The 16,987-nt window shown below is 69.1% G+C and carries 17 protein-coding genes and 3 pseudogenes; 6 read left to right on the forward strand and 14 right to left on the reverse strand.

Annotated features, from left to right (window positions below; genetic code table 11):
- Positions 1-353: 353 nt before the first annotated feature.
- The 4 genes from RT2_RS26920 (at position 354) to RT2_RS21245 (ending at position 1,480) form a co-directional block, all read left to right on the forward strand.
- Complete coding sequence (locus RT2_RS26920) at positions 354-515, forward strand: DUF8730 family Cys-rich protein (protein ID WP_092776456.1); 162 nt, start codon at positions 354-356, stop codon at positions 513-515.
- Between the two features lie 26 nt (positions 516-541).
- Positions 542-799 (forward strand): TetR/AcrR family transcriptional regulator, encoded by a 258-nt coding sequence (locus RT2_RS26600; protein WP_245709540.1) that lies wholly within the window; start codon positions 542-544, stop codon positions 797-799.
- A 220-nt stretch (positions 800-1,019) separates the two neighbouring features.
- On the forward strand, positions 1,020-1,169 hold the full coding sequence (locus RT2_RS26605; protein WP_245709539.1) for a hypothetical protein: 150 nt from the start codon (positions 1,020-1,022) through the stop codon (positions 1,167-1,169).
- A gap of 62 nt (positions 1,170-1,231) precedes the next feature.
- Positions 1,232-1,480 (forward strand): hypothetical protein, encoded by a 249-nt coding sequence (locus tag RT2_RS21245; RefSeq protein WP_139191311.1) that lies wholly within the window; start codon positions 1,232-1,234, stop codon positions 1,478-1,480.
- 1 nt (position 1,481) lies between these two features.
- Here the strand turns inward: RT2_RS21245 and RT2_RS21250 are convergent, their stop codons facing one another.
- Positions 1,482-2,168 (reverse strand): GNAT family N-acetyltransferase, encoded by a 687-nt coding sequence (locus tag RT2_RS21250; protein WP_092776453.1) that lies wholly within the window; start codon positions 2,166-2,168, stop codon positions 1,482-1,484.
- A gap of 99 nt (positions 2,169-2,267) precedes the next feature.
- Between RT2_RS21250 and RT2_RS21255 the strand changes: the two genes are divergently transcribed.
- Positions 2,268-3,704 carry an HNH endonuclease signature motif containing protein gene (locus RT2_RS21255; RefSeq protein ID WP_072846789.1) on the forward strand — a complete coding sequence of 479 codons (1,437 nt, stop codon included), beginning with the start codon at positions 2,268-2,270 and terminating at the stop codon, positions 3,702-3,704.
- A 113-nt stretch (positions 3,705-3,817) separates the two neighbouring features.
- Here RT2_RS21255 and RT2_RS21260 read toward each other — a convergent pair whose 3' ends face one another.
- The 5 genes and pseudogenes from RT2_RS21260 to RT2_RS26915 form a co-directional block, all read right to left on the reverse strand.
- Positions 3,818-4,912, reverse strand: a complete 1,095-nt coding sequence (locus tag RT2_RS21260) for a serine hydrolase domain-containing protein (RefSeq protein WP_083577536.1) — start codon at positions 4,910-4,912, stop codon at positions 3,818-3,820.
- A gap of 108 nt (positions 4,913-5,020) precedes the next feature.
- Positions 5,021-5,716, reverse strand: a complete 696-nt coding sequence (locus tag RT2_RS21265) for a TIGR00266 family protein (protein ID WP_072846791.1) — start codon at positions 5,714-5,716, stop codon at positions 5,021-5,023.
- Positions 5,717-5,756: 40 nt separating this feature from the next.
- Entirely contained in the window at positions 5,757-6,800 is a 1,044-nt protein-coding gene (locus RT2_RS25195; RefSeq protein WP_083577537.1) for an Abi-alpha family protein, read from the reverse strand.
- Position 6,801: 1 nt separating this feature from the next.
- Positions 6,802-8,076 (reverse strand): DUF445 domain-containing protein, encoded by a 1,275-nt coding sequence (locus RT2_RS21275; protein ID WP_072846792.1) that lies wholly within the window; start codon positions 8,074-8,076, stop codon positions 6,802-6,804.
- 32 nt (positions 8,077-8,108) lie between these two features.
- Positions 8,109-8,408: pseudogene (locus RT2_RS26915) on the reverse strand (hypothetical protein); the annotation flags it as partial.
- On the opposite strand from RT2_RS26915, the gene RT2_RS26615 reads away from it, so the two are divergent.
- A complete protein-coding gene (locus RT2_RS26615; protein WP_072846793.1) occupies positions 8,322-9,005 on the forward strand; it encodes a hypothetical protein in 684 nt (227 codons plus the stop codon). The pseudogene RT2_RS26915 and the gene RT2_RS26615 sit on opposite strands and share 87 nt — an antisense overlap.
- Positions 9,006-9,058: 53 nt before the next feature.
- Here RT2_RS26615 and RT2_RS21285 read toward each other — a convergent pair.
- From RT2_RS21285 to RT2_RS26620, 8 genes and pseudogenes are all read right to left on the reverse strand, one after another.
- Positions 9,059-9,409: pseudogene (locus RT2_RS21285) on the reverse strand (transglycosylase family protein); the annotation flags it as partial.
- A gap of 462 nt (positions 9,410-9,871) precedes the next feature.
- The gene (locus RT2_RS21290; RefSeq protein WP_072846795.1) at positions 9,872-10,684 is read right to left on the reverse strand and encodes an SDR family oxidoreductase; all 813 of its coding nucleotides are present in this window, start codon (positions 10,682-10,684) and stop codon (positions 9,872-9,874) included.
- Between the two features lie 204 nt (positions 10,685-10,888).
- Entirely contained in the window at positions 10,889-11,677 is a 789-nt protein-coding gene (locus RT2_RS21295) for an ABC transporter permease subunit (RefSeq protein WP_072846796.1), read from the reverse strand.
- Positions 11,667-12,593: an ABC transporter ATP-binding protein gene (locus tag RT2_RS21300; RefSeq protein WP_092776450.1), complete on the reverse strand. Its 927-nt coding sequence runs from the start codon at positions 12,591-12,593 to the stop codon at positions 11,667-11,669. Before RT2_RS21300 ends, RT2_RS21295 begins: the two co-directional genes overlap by 11 nt.
- Before the next feature lie 73 nt (positions 12,594-12,666).
- Positions 12,667-14,742, reverse strand: a complete 2,076-nt coding sequence (locus tag RT2_RS21305) for a 3-hydroxyacyl-CoA dehydrogenase NAD-binding domain-containing protein (protein WP_072846797.1) — start codon at positions 14,740-14,742, stop codon at positions 12,667-12,669.
- Positions 14,743-14,792: 50 nt separating this feature from the next.
- Entirely contained in the window at positions 14,793-15,776 is a 984-nt protein-coding gene (locus RT2_RS21310; RefSeq protein ID WP_072846798.1) for an NADPH:quinone oxidoreductase family protein, read from the reverse strand.
- A gap of 63 nt (positions 15,777-15,839) precedes the next feature.
- On the reverse strand, positions 15,840-16,877 hold the full coding sequence (locus tag RT2_RS21315) for a phosphotransferase family protein (RefSeq protein ID WP_072846799.1): 1,038 nt from the start codon (positions 16,875-16,877) through the stop codon (positions 15,840-15,842).
- A pseudogene (locus RT2_RS26620) lies at positions 16,870-16,987 on the reverse strand (acyl-CoA dehydrogenase family protein); the annotation flags it as partial. The gene RT2_RS21315 and the pseudogene RT2_RS26620, both read right to left, overlap by 8 nt.

Genomic DNA, 16,987 nt, shown 5'->3' on the forward strand with positions numbered 1-16,987 from the left:
ATCCACCGTGGACCGCAAATCCTGGGATCCCGGGAATTGCGGGGTCGAATTCCAGAACCGCGCTCCCCTCCAGCAGTCGCTGGTACTCGCCGGGTCATGCCACGGGAAATGGTCGAGGACCTCCTGCCGCGGGGTACGGGCGCCTCCGTAGGTCTTGAGGATTCACGACTGGCGTCAGTGACATGAGGCTGTCGTTGATGCTCGATCGGCCCGCCGGTGGGTGCCTGGACCAGACCGGGGCCCCAGCCGAGGCGCCGCCCTGCGGTGAATCGCACCACCCTGCTGCCCCACGACACCCCCGGGCTAGATACCCCCATGGGTATAATTGAGTGCACACGACCGAAAGGACCCTCATGTGCCAACCGACCCCCTGTCCAAACTGCGGAAAGACCACCTGGAAGGGCTGCGGTAACCACGTCGACGACGTCATGCGGCACGTCCCCGCAGCCCGCCGCTGCACCTGCGAGCGCCCGACCTCGTCCGGCGGCTTCCTGCGCAACCTGTTCCGCCGTTGAACCGCACCTGCGGATAATCTCCGGTCATGCCCGAGACGCACTCCGCACCGGCGACGGCTCGGCGGCTCGACCCCGCGGCCCGCCGGGCGCAGATCATCGAGTGCGCGGCAAAGATTTTCGAGGAGAGGCCGTACTCGGACGTGTCGACCACCGAGATCGCGGCGGCGGCCGAGGTGGGACGCCCACTGGTCAACCACTACTTCGGGAACAAGCGCGAGCTGTACCTCGAGGTGGTCCGCCGTTTCGTGTTCGTCCCGGCGATCGCGATCGAACGAATCCCGTAGTCCGCCAACATTTTCCAGCGGATCGCGGCGGCGATCGACCGATGACCGGACGTCGCCGAGCGGCACCGGGGCATGCGGATGTCGACGGTGATGTCGGAGGACATGACGCACGACCCGGAACTCGAGCAAATCCTCCGGGAGGCCGACGGCGTGGCCGCGACCCGGATGATGGACGCCTCGGTCTCGAACCCGAGGCACGGCACCGCGAGGCCGTCCGCGCGTGGTGGTGCCCTACGGCGGCCTGGCCAAGTCGGCCAGCCGGCAGTGGCTCGACGCCGGCACACTGACCCGCCCCCAGGTCCGTGACCTGTTGGTCCACACCATGTCGACGATCGTCCGAGACGTCCTGCCGCCGATCGAACAGTCCTGATCCCCGCACCGACATGATCCGCGCAGTCCCGGTCCGGCGTGGCCGTTGCTCAGCATCGAGGGGTGATCCCCAGCAGCGGGGCGAGCCGAGTGGCAATCGGGTTGAGGTTCAAGGATTCCGCGGCCTTCTTCCCGCTGGCCGATCCGGACACGGTGCACCGGGTGGACTCGGCGATCATCGCCGGCAGCCTCGCGAGTCCGGACGCGTTCGAGGGTGTGACCTCGTTCCTCGGGCGGCGCGATCCCCAGCTTCCCGGCAAGGTATGGACCGACGTGCCGGACATCGACTGGGGATGGCGCTCGGCCTCGTAGTTCAGTCGTTGCCGAGCCGCCGGGCGAGACGCTCACGCACCATGGGCCAGTCCTCCGCGGTCACCGAGAACATCACGGTGTCGCGGACGGTGCCGTCCGGACGGCGGAAGTGCCGACGCAAGGTTCCCTCGTACTGGGCGCCGAGCCGGTAAATCGCTTGCTGTGAACGGTGATTGCGGGTGTCGGTCTTCAGCTGCACCCGTCCCACGCCGAGGGTGTCGAAGGCGTACCCAAGCAGAAGGAGCTTTGTCTCGGGGTTGACGGCGGTCGCCCACACGGCAGGGGCGTAGAGGGTGTAGCCGATCTCCAGGCGCCCGTCATACGTCGCCACGTCGAGGAACGAGGTCATTCCGACGACGGCACCCGCCGGTACGTCGCCCACGGCGTGTCGCGTCCGCACCGTCCACGGCTGCCATTCGGGCTGGGCGCACCGGGCACCCAGGATCTTCTCGAGATCCGCCGGGTCTGCGGGCCGGCCGGGCACGTGCGCCCACACGTCGGCGCGGTCGAGGGCGTGGAAGAGGTCATGCGCGTCGGCGGCCGGGTCGACCGGAGTCAGGCGCACGGCCTCGCCGACCAGTTCCGTCCCCGCGGGCACCGGCCAGACCATCTGCGGCCACGCGTGATCGGACGGACGGACGTCCTCGATCGGCTCGAAACGGGCAACCTCCGCGATTTTATGCGTCATGGCGGACATCTTCTCATCCAGCGCTTCTCTGCGCCCACACATTCTTCACCAGGCGAAACGTTATTGTGATCGAATGCGTGTGCGAGTAGAATTCGATGTATGAAACTCGACGCCATGCTCACCGACCCCGCCCGGGTCGAGGCATGGCGACTCGACGAAACCGAGATTCTGGCGGCGGTGCCGGAGTTGGTTCAGGACATCCGCGCCCGCGACGCCCTCCTCGTCCGACTCGTCCACGAGGCCGACCAAAGGTGCCTGCCCGAACACGCCGGCGCCGCCGACACCACCTCCTGGCTCGCCGGTGCCACCCGGATGCACCGTGCCCGCGCATCACAGATCGTTCGCATCTCACGAGATTTGCCGTTGCATCCGCGGGTGGCCGACGTGCTGAACGAGGGACGGATCGAGCTCGGTCACGTCCAGGTGATCGTCAACTTCCTCGACCGCCTCGCGAAACTCACCAAGGACTTTCAGGTCGAACCCGCGGAAACGGACTGGGAACACCCCGACCCCAACAGCGGCCGGGCCGACGACTGCGAGGCCTACCTGCTCATCGCCGCCCAGATCGACGACCCCAAACAGTTGCGCAACCGGGCCCGCGAGATGGAGATCCTGTTCGAACGCGACAACGACCTGCCGTCCGACGCCGAGAACCCGGAACTCAACGAGTTCCACGCCAGCGCCACCCTCGGCGGTCGGGTGCACGTGACAGGCACCTTCGACGCCGAGACCGGCGAAGCCCTCCAGACCGCGTTGTCAGGCTTGTCCAAGCCGCACCCGAGCACCAACGACCACGGGCACCCGATCCCCGACCCTCGCGCCGCTGCCAAGCGCCGCGCCGACGCCCTCGAACACATCATCCGCGGACACCTCCACAACGCACGCGGCCCGATGGAGGGCGGCGAACGACCCCACGTCACGGTCACCATCGACGTCGACGCCTTGAGAGACGCGGCCTCAGCGACGGCGCCCACCCCCGCGACCGGAGCCTGGTCCGGAAGCGACTGGGACTACCACTCCGACAACGCAACCGGACCCACAGGCAGAAAGGGCTACGGCGGCTGCGCGGACGTCAGGCCGCCTCGGCACTACCGCCGCAGAAGGCACGCCACCATGCCGTGGGCCGGCCCGATCTCCGCGGCCGTCGCCGCCCGCATCTCCTGCGACGCGCAGGTCACCCCTGTCTTCGTCGACCGGGGCGGCAACCCCCTCGACGTCGGCCGCACCACCCGCGTCGTCTCCCCGAAACTCCGCAAAGCCCTGGTGGCGCGGGACTGCGGCTGCGCCTTCCCCGGCTGCGGCCGCCCCGCCGCATGGACCGACGCGCACCATGTCCAACACTGGTCCAAGGGCGGTCCGACCGCGCTGTCGAACCTCGTGCTGCTGTGCAAGAAGCACCACACGATCATCCACAGGAACCACTGGGCCGTGCAGATCGGCGACGACGGCCATCCGTGGTTCACGCCGCCGGCCTGGGTCGACCCGTCGCGAAGACCCCGGCCGGCCCACAACCGGCGCGCGATCCACGGAGTCTGACCCGAGAGCACTGGCCACTCAGCAAAGACCTGCACCCACCACAACCAGACCGGTTGCGGCCGAGACGCACTCGGCCGCAACCGGTCTGCGTCACGTGTGGAGTAGCGGCGACCTCAGCGGTCGCGCATCTCCCGCAACAGGTCGATCACCGGGCGTTCCTTCGCGCCCGCAGCGTCCTGCAGGACGACAACCGCGACACCGTGCGCCCGGTCCAGGACAATCATTCCGGAGAAACCGCCGGTCCCACCGGAGTGCATCGTGTAGTCGACACCGTCCCGTGAGAACACTGCCCACGCATAGCCCCGGCGCAGCGTTGGACCGTCCTGCCAACGAGGCTGCAGCGCAGCCATTCCCGGCGCCTGATCACGCAGCAGCGCCTGGGCGTAGGTGGTCATGTCCGTGATGGTCGACCTCGCGCCGCCGCCGGGAGCGTACGCGCCGATCGCCCACGGATCCTGCGGGCGGCCCCACTCGTCGACACCGACGCTGGCAGTCGCCGGAAGGTCAGCCGCGGTGGCCGGGATCCAGGTGCTGCCCAAGCCGAGCGGATCGGTGATCCGGTCACGGACCAGGCTGGCGTAGTCCGTACCGGCCGCGGAGGCCAGCGCCTGCCCCAACAGGGCCATGCCCAGGGTCGAGTACCTGAACGTCCCACGACCGGTCAGCGGCGCGACTCGTGCCTGCTGGATCAACTGCTCCCGATCGAAGGTGAAGGGGTTGTCGCCGAACAGCTTCCACATCACACCGCCGGCCAGCATCTCCGGCGTGACCGCGAACTCGAGCAGGCCCGACCGATGCCCGGCCAGTTCTTCGAGCGTCGCGTCCGCGACCTGCGTGCCCTGCACCGGCAGGAAGTCCCCGAGCCGGGAGTCCGGCCGCACCTCACCGCGGTCGACCGCCACAGCCAGCAGGGCGCCGGTGAAAGTCTTGGTCATCGAACCGATTTCATATTCGCCGGCGTCGTGAGCGCCGAGATGAGCCGACTGCACGCCCGTCGAATCGACGTATGCCACACTCACCGACCTGTTCGCGGGCGGTGCCAGCAACTGCGCCGCGACCCGCGCCAGCTCGGACTGGCCGTCGGCTCCGCCTACCGGAACACCTCCCCCGGGCTCACCCGACGGCGGGCCACCGGCCGATCCACTCGGCAGGGCCCAACTTTCGGATCCGGTCGGCTGCGCCCACGACTGCGCGCCCCCTCCCACCATCACTGCAAATGCGACCAGGACGGTCGTCAATCCCCTCGGCAGCGCGCGCACTCGTTCCCCCAGTTCCACGTTCGGCCAGATGCAAAATCCCGCCCAACTTACCCGGGGTCAATTACTGCTGCTACTGCTGCCACTGCTGTTCGACGGCATCCTGGCGCGAAGCCAGTCGACGAGGTCCGTCGCGCTACGGGTCTGCATCCAGACCCGACCCGGCCCGGTGAACTCGGTGACAATGCCCTCGCCACCGAGGATCATCGACTTCCACCCCCCGGCCTTGCGGATGCGGTACTGGACGTTCTCGTCGAACGCGACGACGTGACCGGAATCGAGCGTCATCGTCTCGCCGTCGCTGAGCATCAGCGATCGGATGGCGCCGTAGCTGGACAGCAGGATCTCGCCGTTTCCGCTGCAGCGCAACAGAACGAGACCGGCACCGCTGAAGAAGCCCTTGCTGCCACCCCATTTCGAGTCGACGTCGACGGTCGCGTCGGATGCGAGCCAGCAGCCGGACTGAACGAGCAGCGCCGTCGCCTCGTCGATGGTGGTCTCCGCCAGATCGCCGGGCAGCGCGCCGGCGACGCCCACGACACCACCGTGATCACTGCTGAAGTCGTTGACGAAGAAGCTCGATCCGCCCAGGGATCGGCGGAGGCCCTTCAGGAAGCCACCCCGAGTCGACGTGGTGATCGAGATGTCGCCTCGCATCGTCGCCATCGCCCCGGCCTCGACCCGGACCGATCCACCAGCGGGGACACTGATTTCGGCGAATGCGAACGCGGGCCCACAACTGATTTCTGTCTTCATGACTTCCTCTCGACGACAACAACGACGGGGAGCGGTGTGGTCACAGTACCGGCGACACAGCCCCCTTGCCGGGCAGCGAGAAGCAGGTCTGGCAGAAGTCCGAACCGAACGAGGTCAGATGAACGCTGCGGCGCACGACCTTCGCGGACCGGCCCGCCTTCTTCACGGCCTCGACGATCGCCGGCTGCACCTCCACCACCTGGTAGCGGTCCAGGTCGACGGCGTCGCGGGAGAAGGCGACCAGGCCCAGACGGTGCAGGTTGTGCAGGTAGGCGTGGGTGCGGTCCACGTGCCGGCACCCGGCCAGTTCCCCGATCATCGACAGGCCCTCGCCGACCATCTCCGAACCGACACCGAACGGCCGGCCCGTGCGAATGTCAACGCTCGGCTGCGGACCGGACGTCGCGAGCAGCCGCAGGACACGCGCCTCGTCGGGTGCCAACTGGTCGAGGATCCGGTCGTACGCCGGGTGCAGGTCGTCGCTGTCACGCACGTCTGCCGACCGCTCGAGCAACTGGTCGCCCCGGGCTCGCAACTCTGCCAGCCCGTCGGCCGTGGTCTTACGCGGCGTGGTGCGGCTCGCCGACCCGGCTCGGCTCGGTGTCCGGACCCTACGCTGCGAACGCACAGGCTCCAGGCGCGGCTCCTGGCGCTCGAGTGGCTGCCTGGCGCCCTCCTTCGCGGCCTCGGCGGCCTCGGAAGCGGCCTGGACAATCTGCCGGGTGGCGACGGCGGCGGTGCCGGCCACCCAACCCGTGAGGCGCAGCGACGTGACCGCGGTCGCCGTGGTGAGCCCGATCAGGCTGCGGATCAGTCGTTCCTCGACCGGGACGGACCTCGCCGGCTCGAGGACCTCACCCTCGTGGACCTCGCCGTCCTCGAACTCTGCGTCCGTGAACCCGCCCACCTCGACCTCACCGTCGTGGACATCCAGGACGCCGATCTCGGATCCCTCGGAACCGGCCCAGGAGTCGGCGTCTACGGCTGCCTCGCGCCCGTCGGACCCGTGGTCGATCCGGAACACGTCCGGTGCGGGGGTGTCGTAGCCGTCGGTGCGGCCGTACTGGTGTTCGCTCGTGCTCATCTCATACTCCGAAGATCGCCAGGTGGAGGAAGCCGGCCAGCGACCCGAGCACGGCACCGTGCACGAACAGCAGCCATTCGTCCTGCTTGACCGCCGAACGCAGCAGCTCGCTGAAGTCGTCGGGTGAGAGCTTGTTCATCTGCGCGGTGACGAACACCCGGATCTTCTCCGACTGGGCCGCCGCGAAGTCGGGGTCCGCGTACACCAGCGGCACGAAGTCGAGGACCTCCGTGGCGGCCCTGGAGGGGATCCGCTCGTAGGTCCGTGTCCCCACCGTCATCCGCACCACCGAGCGGGCCCAGCCGACCGCCTGGTCCACCGACTCCCCCAGCACCTGGTCCAGCATCATCCGGGTCCGGTCCGACCGCGGCCCCTCGAGCAGTTCGGTGCCGATGTTCTCCAGGGTGATGACGTGATCCGCCAGGGTCTTGGCGTACCCACCGATGATCTCGGTGCGGCGCTTGAGGAACAGCCCCTGCCGCCACGGCACCCACCTGTTGGGCTGGATCGGCTCGAAGATCATCATGATGCCGAGGTAGTTGACGATGTAGCCGATGATCACGCCGCCGATCGGCAGCACCCACCAGAACGGCAGGAAGTACAGCACCGCGACCAGCACGAAACCCATCGGGAAGCCGAAGTAGAAACCGAAGTTCTGCATGAACCGCAGTTCCTTGTTGCCCATGGTCCGGAAGATGTCGTTGAGCAGCCGCGGGTTGTTCGACAGGTACCGGATCACCATCAGCTTCGCGTCGATGAAGTAGTCGATGTCCTCTTCGATGCGGGCGGTGATCGTCCGGACGCTGTCCGGCAGGTCCGCCTCCACCTTCCGGAAGACGGCCTCCTTCACCGGGCTCGGCAGGTTGTGCCACAGCTGCGGGTTCTCACTGGTCATGATCCTGGTGACCACACCCCGCACCTCGGCGCGGGAGATGGTCACCAGATGCTCGGCGATCGTGTCGGGATCCAGGACCCGGTAGAAGTCGGCAATGCTGCCGACCTTCGCCAGCGACTTGTCCACCGCGATCGAGGCCATCTTCTCGGCCCGCGAGGGCACGATGCCCTGCCAACCGAAGCGGCCGTCGCTGGTGATCGCCGGGATCACCTGGACGCGCCGCGGCAGCAGCGGGAACAACAGCTTGAGGCCCGGTACGCGGAAACCGTGGAACCGCACCGGCGCGAACAGCATCAGCACGCCGGTCCAGTTCGTGATGTAGCCGATGATGCCGGTGAACAGCGGAATCGTGATCAGCTGCTCCAGCAGGTGGTCCGGCACCGGCGTACCTCCTCCTCATCCCCGTCCCGGCATCAGCCCGAGACTGCCGAGGCCACCGCCTCTCTGTTACCGGCGGGCACATGTACCCCCGGTGGTCGCGTCAGCATAGAGGGCGGCGATCTCGGCGGCGTACTTCGCCGCGATCGGCTTGCGGCGCAGCTTCATGGTGCGGGTCCGTTCGTCGCCGCGGGGTTCCCAGAACGTCGGCAGGATGCGGAACCGCTGATCCACTCCGGACGGGACAGTTGCGTGTTGCCGGCCTCGATCGCGGCGACGATCGCCGCCACCATGCCGCCCTCGGCGGCGAGCACCGCCGCAGCCTCTACGCTGAGGGTGACCAGCAGGCGGGCCTGACCGAGCGGTACTTCTACGAGAGTTTCCACTCCCGGGACGAACTGCTCATCGCGGTCCCGGACCGAGTGGCGCTGGGTGCCCACGGCACCGAGCTCGCGGCGCTGACCACGGTGCCCGAGGACCAGGCCGGGCTGGTGCGACACGTGGCGAAGGCCTTCACCGGCTACATCGCGAAGGACCGTCGACGAGGGCGGGTGATGCTCGTCGCGTCGCAGGCCGCACCCGAACTTACCGAACACGGCCGCAAGCTCATTGCGGAGTTCACCGCGCCCACCCCGGCCGCACTCGAGATGTTCCGCGACGACGCCACACCTCGCGACGCCGTCAACACCACACTCAATTCGATTGCGATCTTCGGGTCTCTCGCCTTCGTGCACCAGCACTGGCTGACCGATAACTCACGCTATCTCACAGCGCCGCGTCGTCGAGCATGTCTCGCAGGTGATCGAGGCCCTGATGCACGTGAACAGCTCACCCGCGCCCCGCGCCTGACATCGACCGCACGCGAATCTGTTTCACCTTGCACGGAAACTCTGTTTCGTCTTGCGCTGAAATGCGTTTCGCCCCACCGGTAGTGAAACCGATGGGGCGACAACGTGTTTGGTCAGATGTTATGCGGGTGCGGTCAGAGGTACTGGCCGCAAACCGGCCACGCGCCCGGCCCCTGGCCGGCAAGGACGTTCTCGGCGACGCGGATCTGCTCGGCCTTCGAGGCGTTGTGCGCCGAACCCGATCCGCCGTAGGCGGCCCAGGTGCTCGGCGTGAACTGCAGGCCGCCGGAGAATCCGTTGCCGTTGTTGATGCCCCAGTTGCCGCTGCTCTCGCACTGCGCCACTGCATCCCAGTCGTGCCCGCTTGCGCTGGCGGTTCCGGTGGCGAGTCCCATCGGGACGGCGACCAGGGCGCCGGTCATGGCGACCCACCCGAGGGCCTTCTTGGACTTGGTGGCGACGTGGGCGTGAATGCGGTTCGTGATCATGCTGAGTGAGTCCTCTCGCAAATTGACGCAGTCGGCTAGGGCAGTGGCGGGCCCGTTCGGGCTCCGCGCTGCTCCGTGTCGCACTGACTTCGTCCCCGCCCCTCGCGTTGTTTCAGGGGACCGAATCCGCGGGGCAGGAGTGTGAATGGCGGTTCGGTTGTGGCCCTGACTTCCGGGCCGACACCAACAGTACGACCGCATTTTGAGTCTGAAAAGAGACCTGACGGAGGGGGTCATCACGGACCGATGTCCGCATTTTGGGAATTGTACGTCGTAAACCTGCAGGTCAGATGCCCCCGAGACCTTTCGCGTATCGGACTGTTATCGTTACGTTATAGTGAGCCGGATCACAGGAAATTCGGACACGGATGTGGCCCCCCGCACTTGCCTTACGCCGCACGAAAGGCCCGGACGACGGCGGTGAGGACTTCCGCCGAGGAGGCCTCACCGCCGCCAAATCCGTCAGGACGGCGCGTCGAAGGACCAGACCTTCGGCCAGTCCATGCCGCGGAAGGCCGCGTCGGTCCCGCCGTCGACGAAGAGCACCGATCCGACGAAGTAGGTGGACTCCGGGCCGAGCAGGAAGGCCACCACCGCGGCCACTTCCTCCGGCCGACCGGCACGCCCGGCCGGGATGGTCGCCAGGAACTGCTCCATGCCGGGGCCGATCAGCGCGTCGCGGCGCCCCTCCTGGGTCATCGGGGTGTCGATCAGGCCCGGCGCGATGGCGTTCAGCCGGATGCCCTGCGCGATGTAATCGGCGGACTTGGTGCGGGCGTAGTAGGCCAGCGCGGCCTTCGTGGCCGGGTAGGCCTGGATCGCGCCGAGGTCGCCGAAGGTGTCCGCGACCGCGTTGGCGGCCGCCTCGTCGCCGGCCAGGCACGCGTCGGCCAGTTCGGTCGGCCAGTTCGGCTGGCTGGTGGCGGAGTTGGAGCTGACCAGCACCACCGAGGGGTTCTCCCCCGCGGCCAGCAGCGGGCGCAGCCCCTCGAGCAGTTCGATGGCCCCGAAGTAGTTGACGGCGATCAGTGCGCTCGCGGGGCGGCCGGTGGCGGCCGCCAGCCCGGCAAACGGCACGAAGCCGTCGATCCGGCCGTCGACCAGTCCGGTGACCTGCTCGATCGCCGACCGACGGCCCTCGGCGGTACTCAGGTCGGCATCGACGTCGGTGCCTCGGAGGTCGACGCCCACCACCTGGTGCCCGTCGGCCTCGAGCCGGGCCTTGGTCGCCGCACCGAGCCCGGACGTTGCCCCGGTGAGCACATAGGTCGCCATGATGTTCCCTTCGCCGCAGTCGAGAACGGCGCGGCGAGCGCCGCGCCGTTCAACGGGCCCGACCCTGACATGGCCGCACCCGACTGCCGAAGGTATCGACCCACGCGCGGCATCGGTGCCGACTTGCCGGTTCTTCCCGCTGAGCGGTCACCGGAGTCCGGACCGCGTCACCGAGCGGCGAGGTCGTGCGGGCCCTCGGCAGGCTCAGTGCACGTCGAGTCGCTCGAACGCGACCAGCGCGCCCCCGAGGAACACCGCGGCCATTCCGACGAGCACCGCCGCCCAGGCCGGCGGGAGTCCGGCGTCGAGCTGCCCGTCCCCGATCGCGTAGAAGAACGGCGAGAGGAACCGCCACGGCTTCAACCAGTCCACCACCGGCGCGAGCGAGTTGACCAGGTAGGCGGCCGCCGCGACCGCCGTCGTGATCCCCAGTGCTGCACCGCGGCTGCCCGTCGCGGCGCCGACAGCCATGGCAAGTGCACCGAAGGCGATGCCCAGCAACAGAATTCCCACGGTGGTACCGATCAGCGGACCGACGCCGACGTCCAGCTCGAAGCCGCGACCGGCCAGCACGCACAGCCCGGTGAGGACGGCCACCGGGACCGCCAACAGCGCCATGGCAGCGAACTTCTGGGTCGCGATCCGGCGCCGCGAGATCGGCAGCGCGGCGACCGGCCCCAGCGTGCCGTCCTCGTCCTGACCGGCCAGGCACGCGGCCCCGTAGCCGACCGTGAGCAGCAGCACGATCAGCGGCAGGAAGTTGCTGTACATGTTCGCGTTGAGCCACCCGGACGGCGAGGTCAGCGAGCCGCTCACCCCGAACAGCGCGGCCACCGTCTCGCTGTTCGCGGTGAAGGCGTCGAGCCCGGAGTCGTTCTTGAAGGCGGGGTACAACGCGACCACGGCAAAGGCGTACACGGCCATCCCGAGGGCGAAGCCGATCATCGAGCGCCTGCGCAGCAACAGGTCAAGCCGCAACACCTCAGTCCACATCGGAGACCTCCGCGGTCGGGACGTCGCGGTAGTAGCTCAGGAAGAGCTCGTCGAGATCGGCCCGCCGGGCGGTGACGTCGACGGCGCCGAGGTCGGCCGCGACCGCGAGCAGCGGCGCGACCGCACCGGTCACCGACAGGCGGACCTGACCGTCGATGCACTCGCGCACCCGCACCCCGTCGAGGCCGGCGAACCTCGCCGGCTCGACCGGCCCGTCGAAGCGGAACTCGACGGTGCGCGGCGCGCTTCGGCGCAGGCTCTCGACGGTGTCGGTGACGACTATCCGCCCCTCCTTGATGATCGCTAGCCGGTCCACGAGCCGCTGCACCTCGTCGAGTTCGTGCGAGGACAGCAGCACGGTGCGGCCGTCCTCGACGGTCTCGCGGATCAGCCGGGCGAACTCGTCCTGCAGCAACGGGTCCAGCCCGCCGGTCGGTTCGTCCAGGATGAGCAACTCGGGCCGGTGCATGAAGGCGAGCACCAGGCCCAGTTTCTGCCGGTTGCCCTTGGAGAGGGTGCGCACCGGCCGGTCCAGTTCCGCGCGGAACCTCGACACGAGCCGGTCGGCATAGCTGCGGTCGGTGAGCCCGCGCATCCGCGCGAACCGGTCCAGGTACTGGGCGCCGGTCAGCCGCGGGTACAGCGCCAGTTCACCGGGCAGGTAGCCGACGCGGGCGCGGATTCGCGTCCCCTCGCGCAGCGGGTCCATACCGAAGACGCGCATCTCGCCGGAGGTCGGCCGGTACAGGCCGAGCAGCAGCCGGATGGTGGTGGACTTGCCGGCACCGTTGGGACCGAGGAACCCGAACACCTCGCCCGCCGCGATCTCGAAACTCACATCCTCGATCCCCCGCCGGGCACCGAATCGGCGGGTCAGACGGTCGACGCCGACCAGCGGCGTCGCGGCTGCGGCCACCTCAGGAAGTCTAGAACCAAGGTGGCCTCGGCCGCGGCGGTTGCGCCCGGATCAGGTCGGGCCGACGCTCGGGTCAGGCCGAGGCGAAGCTCCCGCCCTCGGCGGCGAGACGCACGAGCAGCGGCGCCGGCACCCAGGACGGTCCGTGGAAGCGCTGCAACGCGGAAACCACCGCGGCGGCGCCCACCCGGTCGGCGTAGAACATCGGGCCGCCGACGTGCCGGGGGAAGCCGTAGCCGGCCAGGTAGACCACGTCGATGTCCGAGGAACGCAACGCGATGCCCTCCTCGAGGATCCGGGCGCCCTCGTCCACCAGTGCAAAGACCAGTCGCTCGACGATCTCCGACGGGTCGAAGTCCTGCCGCTGGGTGCCGTGCTCGAGGTGGAACGCCGCCAGCTGCTCCTCGACGACGGGGCTGACGATCGCGTCCCGGCGGCCGGCCTCGTAGTCGTACCACCCGCCCCCGGTCTTCTGGCCGAACCGGCCGAGTTCGCAGAGCGCGTCGGCGATCTCGTCGCGGGGGGTGTCGGGGGTCTCCGCGTAGCGGCGCTTGCGAATCGCCCAGCCGATGTCCAGCCCGGCCAGGTCGCCCATCCGGAACGGGCCCATCGCGAACCCGAACCCCTCTATCGCGGAATCGATCTGCGCGGGCGTCGCGCCCGCGTGCAGCATCGTCATGGCCGCGTCCTGGTACTTCGCGAGCATCCGGTTGCCGATGAAGCCGTCGCACACCCCGGACACCACCGCGGTCTTGCCCACCCGCTGCCCGATCGACATCGCGGTGGCCAGCACGTCGTCGGCGGTCTCCTTGCCGCGCACCACCTCCAGCAGCGGCATCACGTTGGCGGGACTGAAGAAGTGCATGCCGAGCACGTCGGCCGGCCTGGAGGTGATGGCGGCGATCGCGTCGACATCCAGGGTGGAGGTGTTCGACGCCAGGATCGCGCCGGGCGCGAGCACCTCGTCGAGCCGGCCGAACACCGCCCGCTTGACGTCCATGTCCTCGAACACCGCCTCGATCACCAGGTCGCACCCGGCGAGGTCCTGGTACTCCAGCGTCGGTGCGAGCAGCCCCATCCGCTCTTCGAGTGCCGCGGCGGTGAGCTTGCCCTTGTCCACCTGCGCCTGGTAGTTGCGACGGATGACGCCGACGCCGTGCTCGAGCGGCTCGCTCTTCATCTCCAACAGCCGCACCGGGATACCGGCGCCCAGGAAGTTCATGGCGATGCCGCCGCCCATCGTGCCCGCGCCGATCACGCCGACCGTCTCCACGGACCGCGACCCGGTCTCCCGGGAAATGCCCGGGATCTTCCTCGCGGCCCGCTCCGCGAAGAACGCATGCCGCATCGCCGCGGACTGGCTGCCCGAGAGCAGCTCTGCGAAGGTCGCGGACTCGGCAGCCTTGCCCTCGGCGAACTCAGCGGTGACCGCCGTCTCCACCAGGTCCAGTGCGGCCACCGGGGCAAGGAACCCGCGACCGCGCTTGCGGAGCTGAGCCCGCACGGCGTCGAAGTCGACCGCCGCACCGGCGGCGGCAAGGTCCCTGACCCGCGGCAGCGGCCGCACCGATGCCACCTCCTGGGCGAATTCCACTGCGGCGGCGACCACCTCGTGCTCGACGACCTTGTCGAACAGTCGCTGCCCCGCCACCTCCGCGAGCCGGCCCGCGACGCGGGGTGCGCCGCCGGTGATCATGTCGATCGCGGTCGCGACCTCGACCACCCGGGGCAGTCGCTGCGTGCCGCCTGCGCCGGGCACCAGGCCCAGCTTCACCTCGGGAAGGCCGATCTTGCTGTGGGCCGTGACCACTCGGTAGTGCGCGCCGAGCGCGAGCTCGAGGCCTCCGCCGAAGCAGGTGCCGTCGATCGCCGCGACCACCGGCTTGTCCGCATCCTCCAGCGCGGAGATCACCTCGGAGAGAGTCGGTTCCGCCGTCGCCGCGGGCGTGCCGAACTCGGTGATGTCGGCGCCGGCGGAGAAGAATCCGCCACCGCCCGTCAGCACGACGGCCGCGACGTCGGGGGCCGCGAGCGCGCGGCGCAGGTCCGTCACGATGCCGACGCGGGTGTCGTGCCCGAGGCCGTTGACCGGAGGATTGTCGAGTCGGATGAGGGCGACGCCGTCGGCGACGCTGTACCGGGTAGCCATCTGTCGGACCTTCTCTCGGTGTGGTTTCGTTCGTGGTGGAGGGACCTCGGTCAGGGGGTGAAGACGAGCCTGCCGACGGTGGTCCCGTCGCCCAACCTCCCGAGCCCCTCCGGCACGTCGGCGAGCGAGAGTCGCTCGCCGATCAACGGCTTGATCGAGCCCGCATCCGCCAGCCTGGTCAGCTCGACGTGGCAGTCGTCGATGGCCTGCTGGTTGTACGACTTGTACAGACCCCAGTGCAGTCCGATGATCGAGTAGTTCTTGATCAGTGCGTGGTTGAGCCCTGGCGTCGGGATGGTGCCGCCGGCGAAGCCGATCACCAGGATCCGGCCCTCGAAGGCAATGCACTTGGTGGACTTCGCGTAGGCGTCGCCGCCGACCGGGTCGAACACCACGTCGGCGCCTCGACCGCCGGTGAACTCCTTGACGATCGGCACGAAATCCTCTGTGTGCCGGTCGATCACCAGGTCCGCTCCGAGTGCCCGGCAGTACTCCGCCTTCGCCGGCCCGCCGACCACGCCGATCACCCTGGCGCCGGCCGCCTTCCCGAGCTGCACGGCCGCGCTGCCCACACCGCCGGCGGCGGCGTGCACCAACAGTGTCTCGCCCGGCAGCAGCTGGGTGCGCCGGTGCAGCGCGAACCAACCCGTCTGATAGCCGATGGTCAGGGCCGAGGCCTCGGCGTCGTCCAGCGTGGCGGGCGCGGGAAACGTGTTGACCTCGTCCATCACGGCCAGCTCCGCGAAGCTGCCGCCGGGCAGGTTCGCGGTGCCGACCACCCGGTCCCCCACCGCGAACCTGGTGACGCCCTCGCCGAGGGCCACCACCTCGCCACACAGTTCGACACCGGGGGTGAAGGGCAGCGACGGCTTGACCTGGTACTCCCCCCGGCAGAGCAGCACGTCGGGGAAGTTGGCGGGCACCGCGAGCGTACGGACCAGGAGCTGGCCCGCATCTGCCGTGAGGTCGTCGACCTCCTCGAACCGCAGGACGTCGCGGGGTTCACCGAGTTCGTTGACACGCCATGCCTTCACGGTGTTCTCCTTCAGTGTCGTGGGTGTGGTTCCGGACGGAGCGCGGCGTCGCCGCGCTCCGTTTCAGATGCCGGCCTCGTCGGCCACTTCGCGGGCCTTGCGCACCAGCGCGTCGATTCGTTCGACGGTCGGGGTGCCGGACGCCGCCCTGTTGGCCGGTGTGTCCATGGCCCGCCGCATCACGCCTTCGGCGATCACCGCGACCTTCCACAGCCCCAGCGCGTGCCAGAACTTCAGTGCGGCCGGGTCACGTCCGGTCGCCGCGAGGTAGGTCTGGGCCATCTCGGCCCGGGTCGGGAAGCCGTCGAGCGCCGACGCGGGGAAGTCCCCGCCGGTGTCCTCGCCCGGTTCGGGCCAGTACGCGAGCAGGCTGCCCATGTCCGCCAACGGATCTCCGAGTGTCGACAGCTCCCAGTCCAGGGCGGCGGTCACCTCGCCGGTCTCGTGTGAGGTGATGACGTTGCGCAGGTGGAAGTCGCCGTGCACCAGGGTCAGCTCGCTCTGCGCGGGGACCGCGGCGATCAGCCGCCGCGTCAGGTCGTCCAGGTCGGAGGACTCCCGCGTCTTCGACTGTTCCCACTGTGCACCCCACCGCTTGAGCTGCCGCTGCGCGTACGGCTTGTGGCTGGCGAGGTCGTCCAGCCCGACTGCCCGAATGTCGACGGCGTGAATCGTCGCGAGCGTCCGCGCCAGGGACAGCGCGATGTCCCGACGTCGTTGCGGTGACAGTGATTCCGCGATGTCCATGGTGTGGACCACCTGACCGTCGACGAACTCCATCAGCAGCAGCGGGGCCTCGGTGACCGAGGGGTCCTCGGTCAACCCGAACACCCGCGGCGCGGGCACGGCGGTGTCCCCGAGCGCGGACAGGATCCGCGCCTCCCGGGCGACGTCGTGGGCCGAGGCCAGCAGGTGCCCCAGCGGCGGCCGGCGCAGCACCCAGCGGCGGCCGGCGGCGTCGCCGACCAGGTAGGTCAGGTTGGACTGGCCGAGCCCGATCCGGTCGAAGCTCAGTGGTGCGGCGAACTCCACCCCGAGCGAGCGGACCCACCGCGTCACTGCCGCCGGGTCCAGGCCGACGACTTCCTGGGTGTCAGGCATGGCTGCCCTGCCCGGGCGCCACGGCGACGCGGTCGCGGTACTTGCGCAGTTCCTGACGGGCGATCGTGCGCTTGTGCACCTCGTCCGGACCGTCCGCGAGCCGCAGCGTC

This window comes from Rhodococcus tukisamuensis NBRC 100609, assembly GCF_001894985.1.
Taxonomy (GTDB): Bacteria; Actinomycetota; Actinomycetes; order Mycobacteriales; family Mycobacteriaceae; genus Rhodococcus_G; species Rhodococcus_G tukisamuensis.

Excerpts from the sequence above, each read along its gene's own strand:
- RT2_RS26920 (WP_092776456.1), top strand. The coding sequence starts at position 354 with ATGTGCCAACCGACCCCCTGTCCAAACTGCGGAAAGACCACCTGGAAG.
- RT2_RS21260 (WP_083577536.1), bottom strand. The coding sequence starts at position 4,912 with ATGGTGGGAGGGGGCGCGCAGTCGTGGGCGCAGCCGACCGGATCCGAA.
- RT2_RS21290 (WP_072846795.1), bottom strand. The coding sequence starts at position 10,684 with ATGGCGACCTATGTGCTCACCGGGGCAACGTCCGGGCTCGGTGCGGCG.
- RT2_RS21315 (WP_072846799.1), bottom strand. The coding sequence starts at position 16,877 with ATGCCTGACACCCAGGAAGTCGTCGGCCTGGACCCGGCGGCAGTGACG.
- RT2_RS21265 (WP_072846791.1), bottom strand. The coding sequence starts at position 5,716 with ATGAAGACAGAAATCAGTTGTGGGCCCGCGTTCGCATTCGCCGAAATC.
- RT2_RS21305 (WP_072846797.1), bottom strand. The coding sequence starts at position 14,742 with ATGGCTACCCGGTACAGCGTCGCCGACGGCGTCGCCCTCATCCGACTC.
- RT2_RS21255 (WP_072846789.1), top strand. The coding sequence starts at position 2,268 with ATGAAACTCGACGCCATGCTCACCGACCCCGCCCGGGTCGAGGCATGG.
- RT2_RS25195 (WP_083577537.1), bottom strand. The coding sequence starts at position 6,800 with ATGAGCACGAGCGAACACCAGTACGGCCGCACCGACGGCTACGACACC.
- RT2_RS21250 (WP_092776453.1), bottom strand. The coding sequence starts at position 2,168 with ATGACGCATAAAATCGCGGAGGTTGCCCGTTTCGAGCCGATCGAGGAC.
- RT2_RS21295 (WP_072846796.1), bottom strand. The coding sequence starts at position 11,677 with ATGTGGACTGAGGTGTTGCGGCTTGACCTGTTGCTGCGCAGGCGCTCG.
- RT2_RS26600 (WP_245709540.1), top strand. The coding sequence starts at position 542 with ATGCCCGAGACGCACTCCGCACCGGCGACGGCTCGGCGGCTCGACCCC.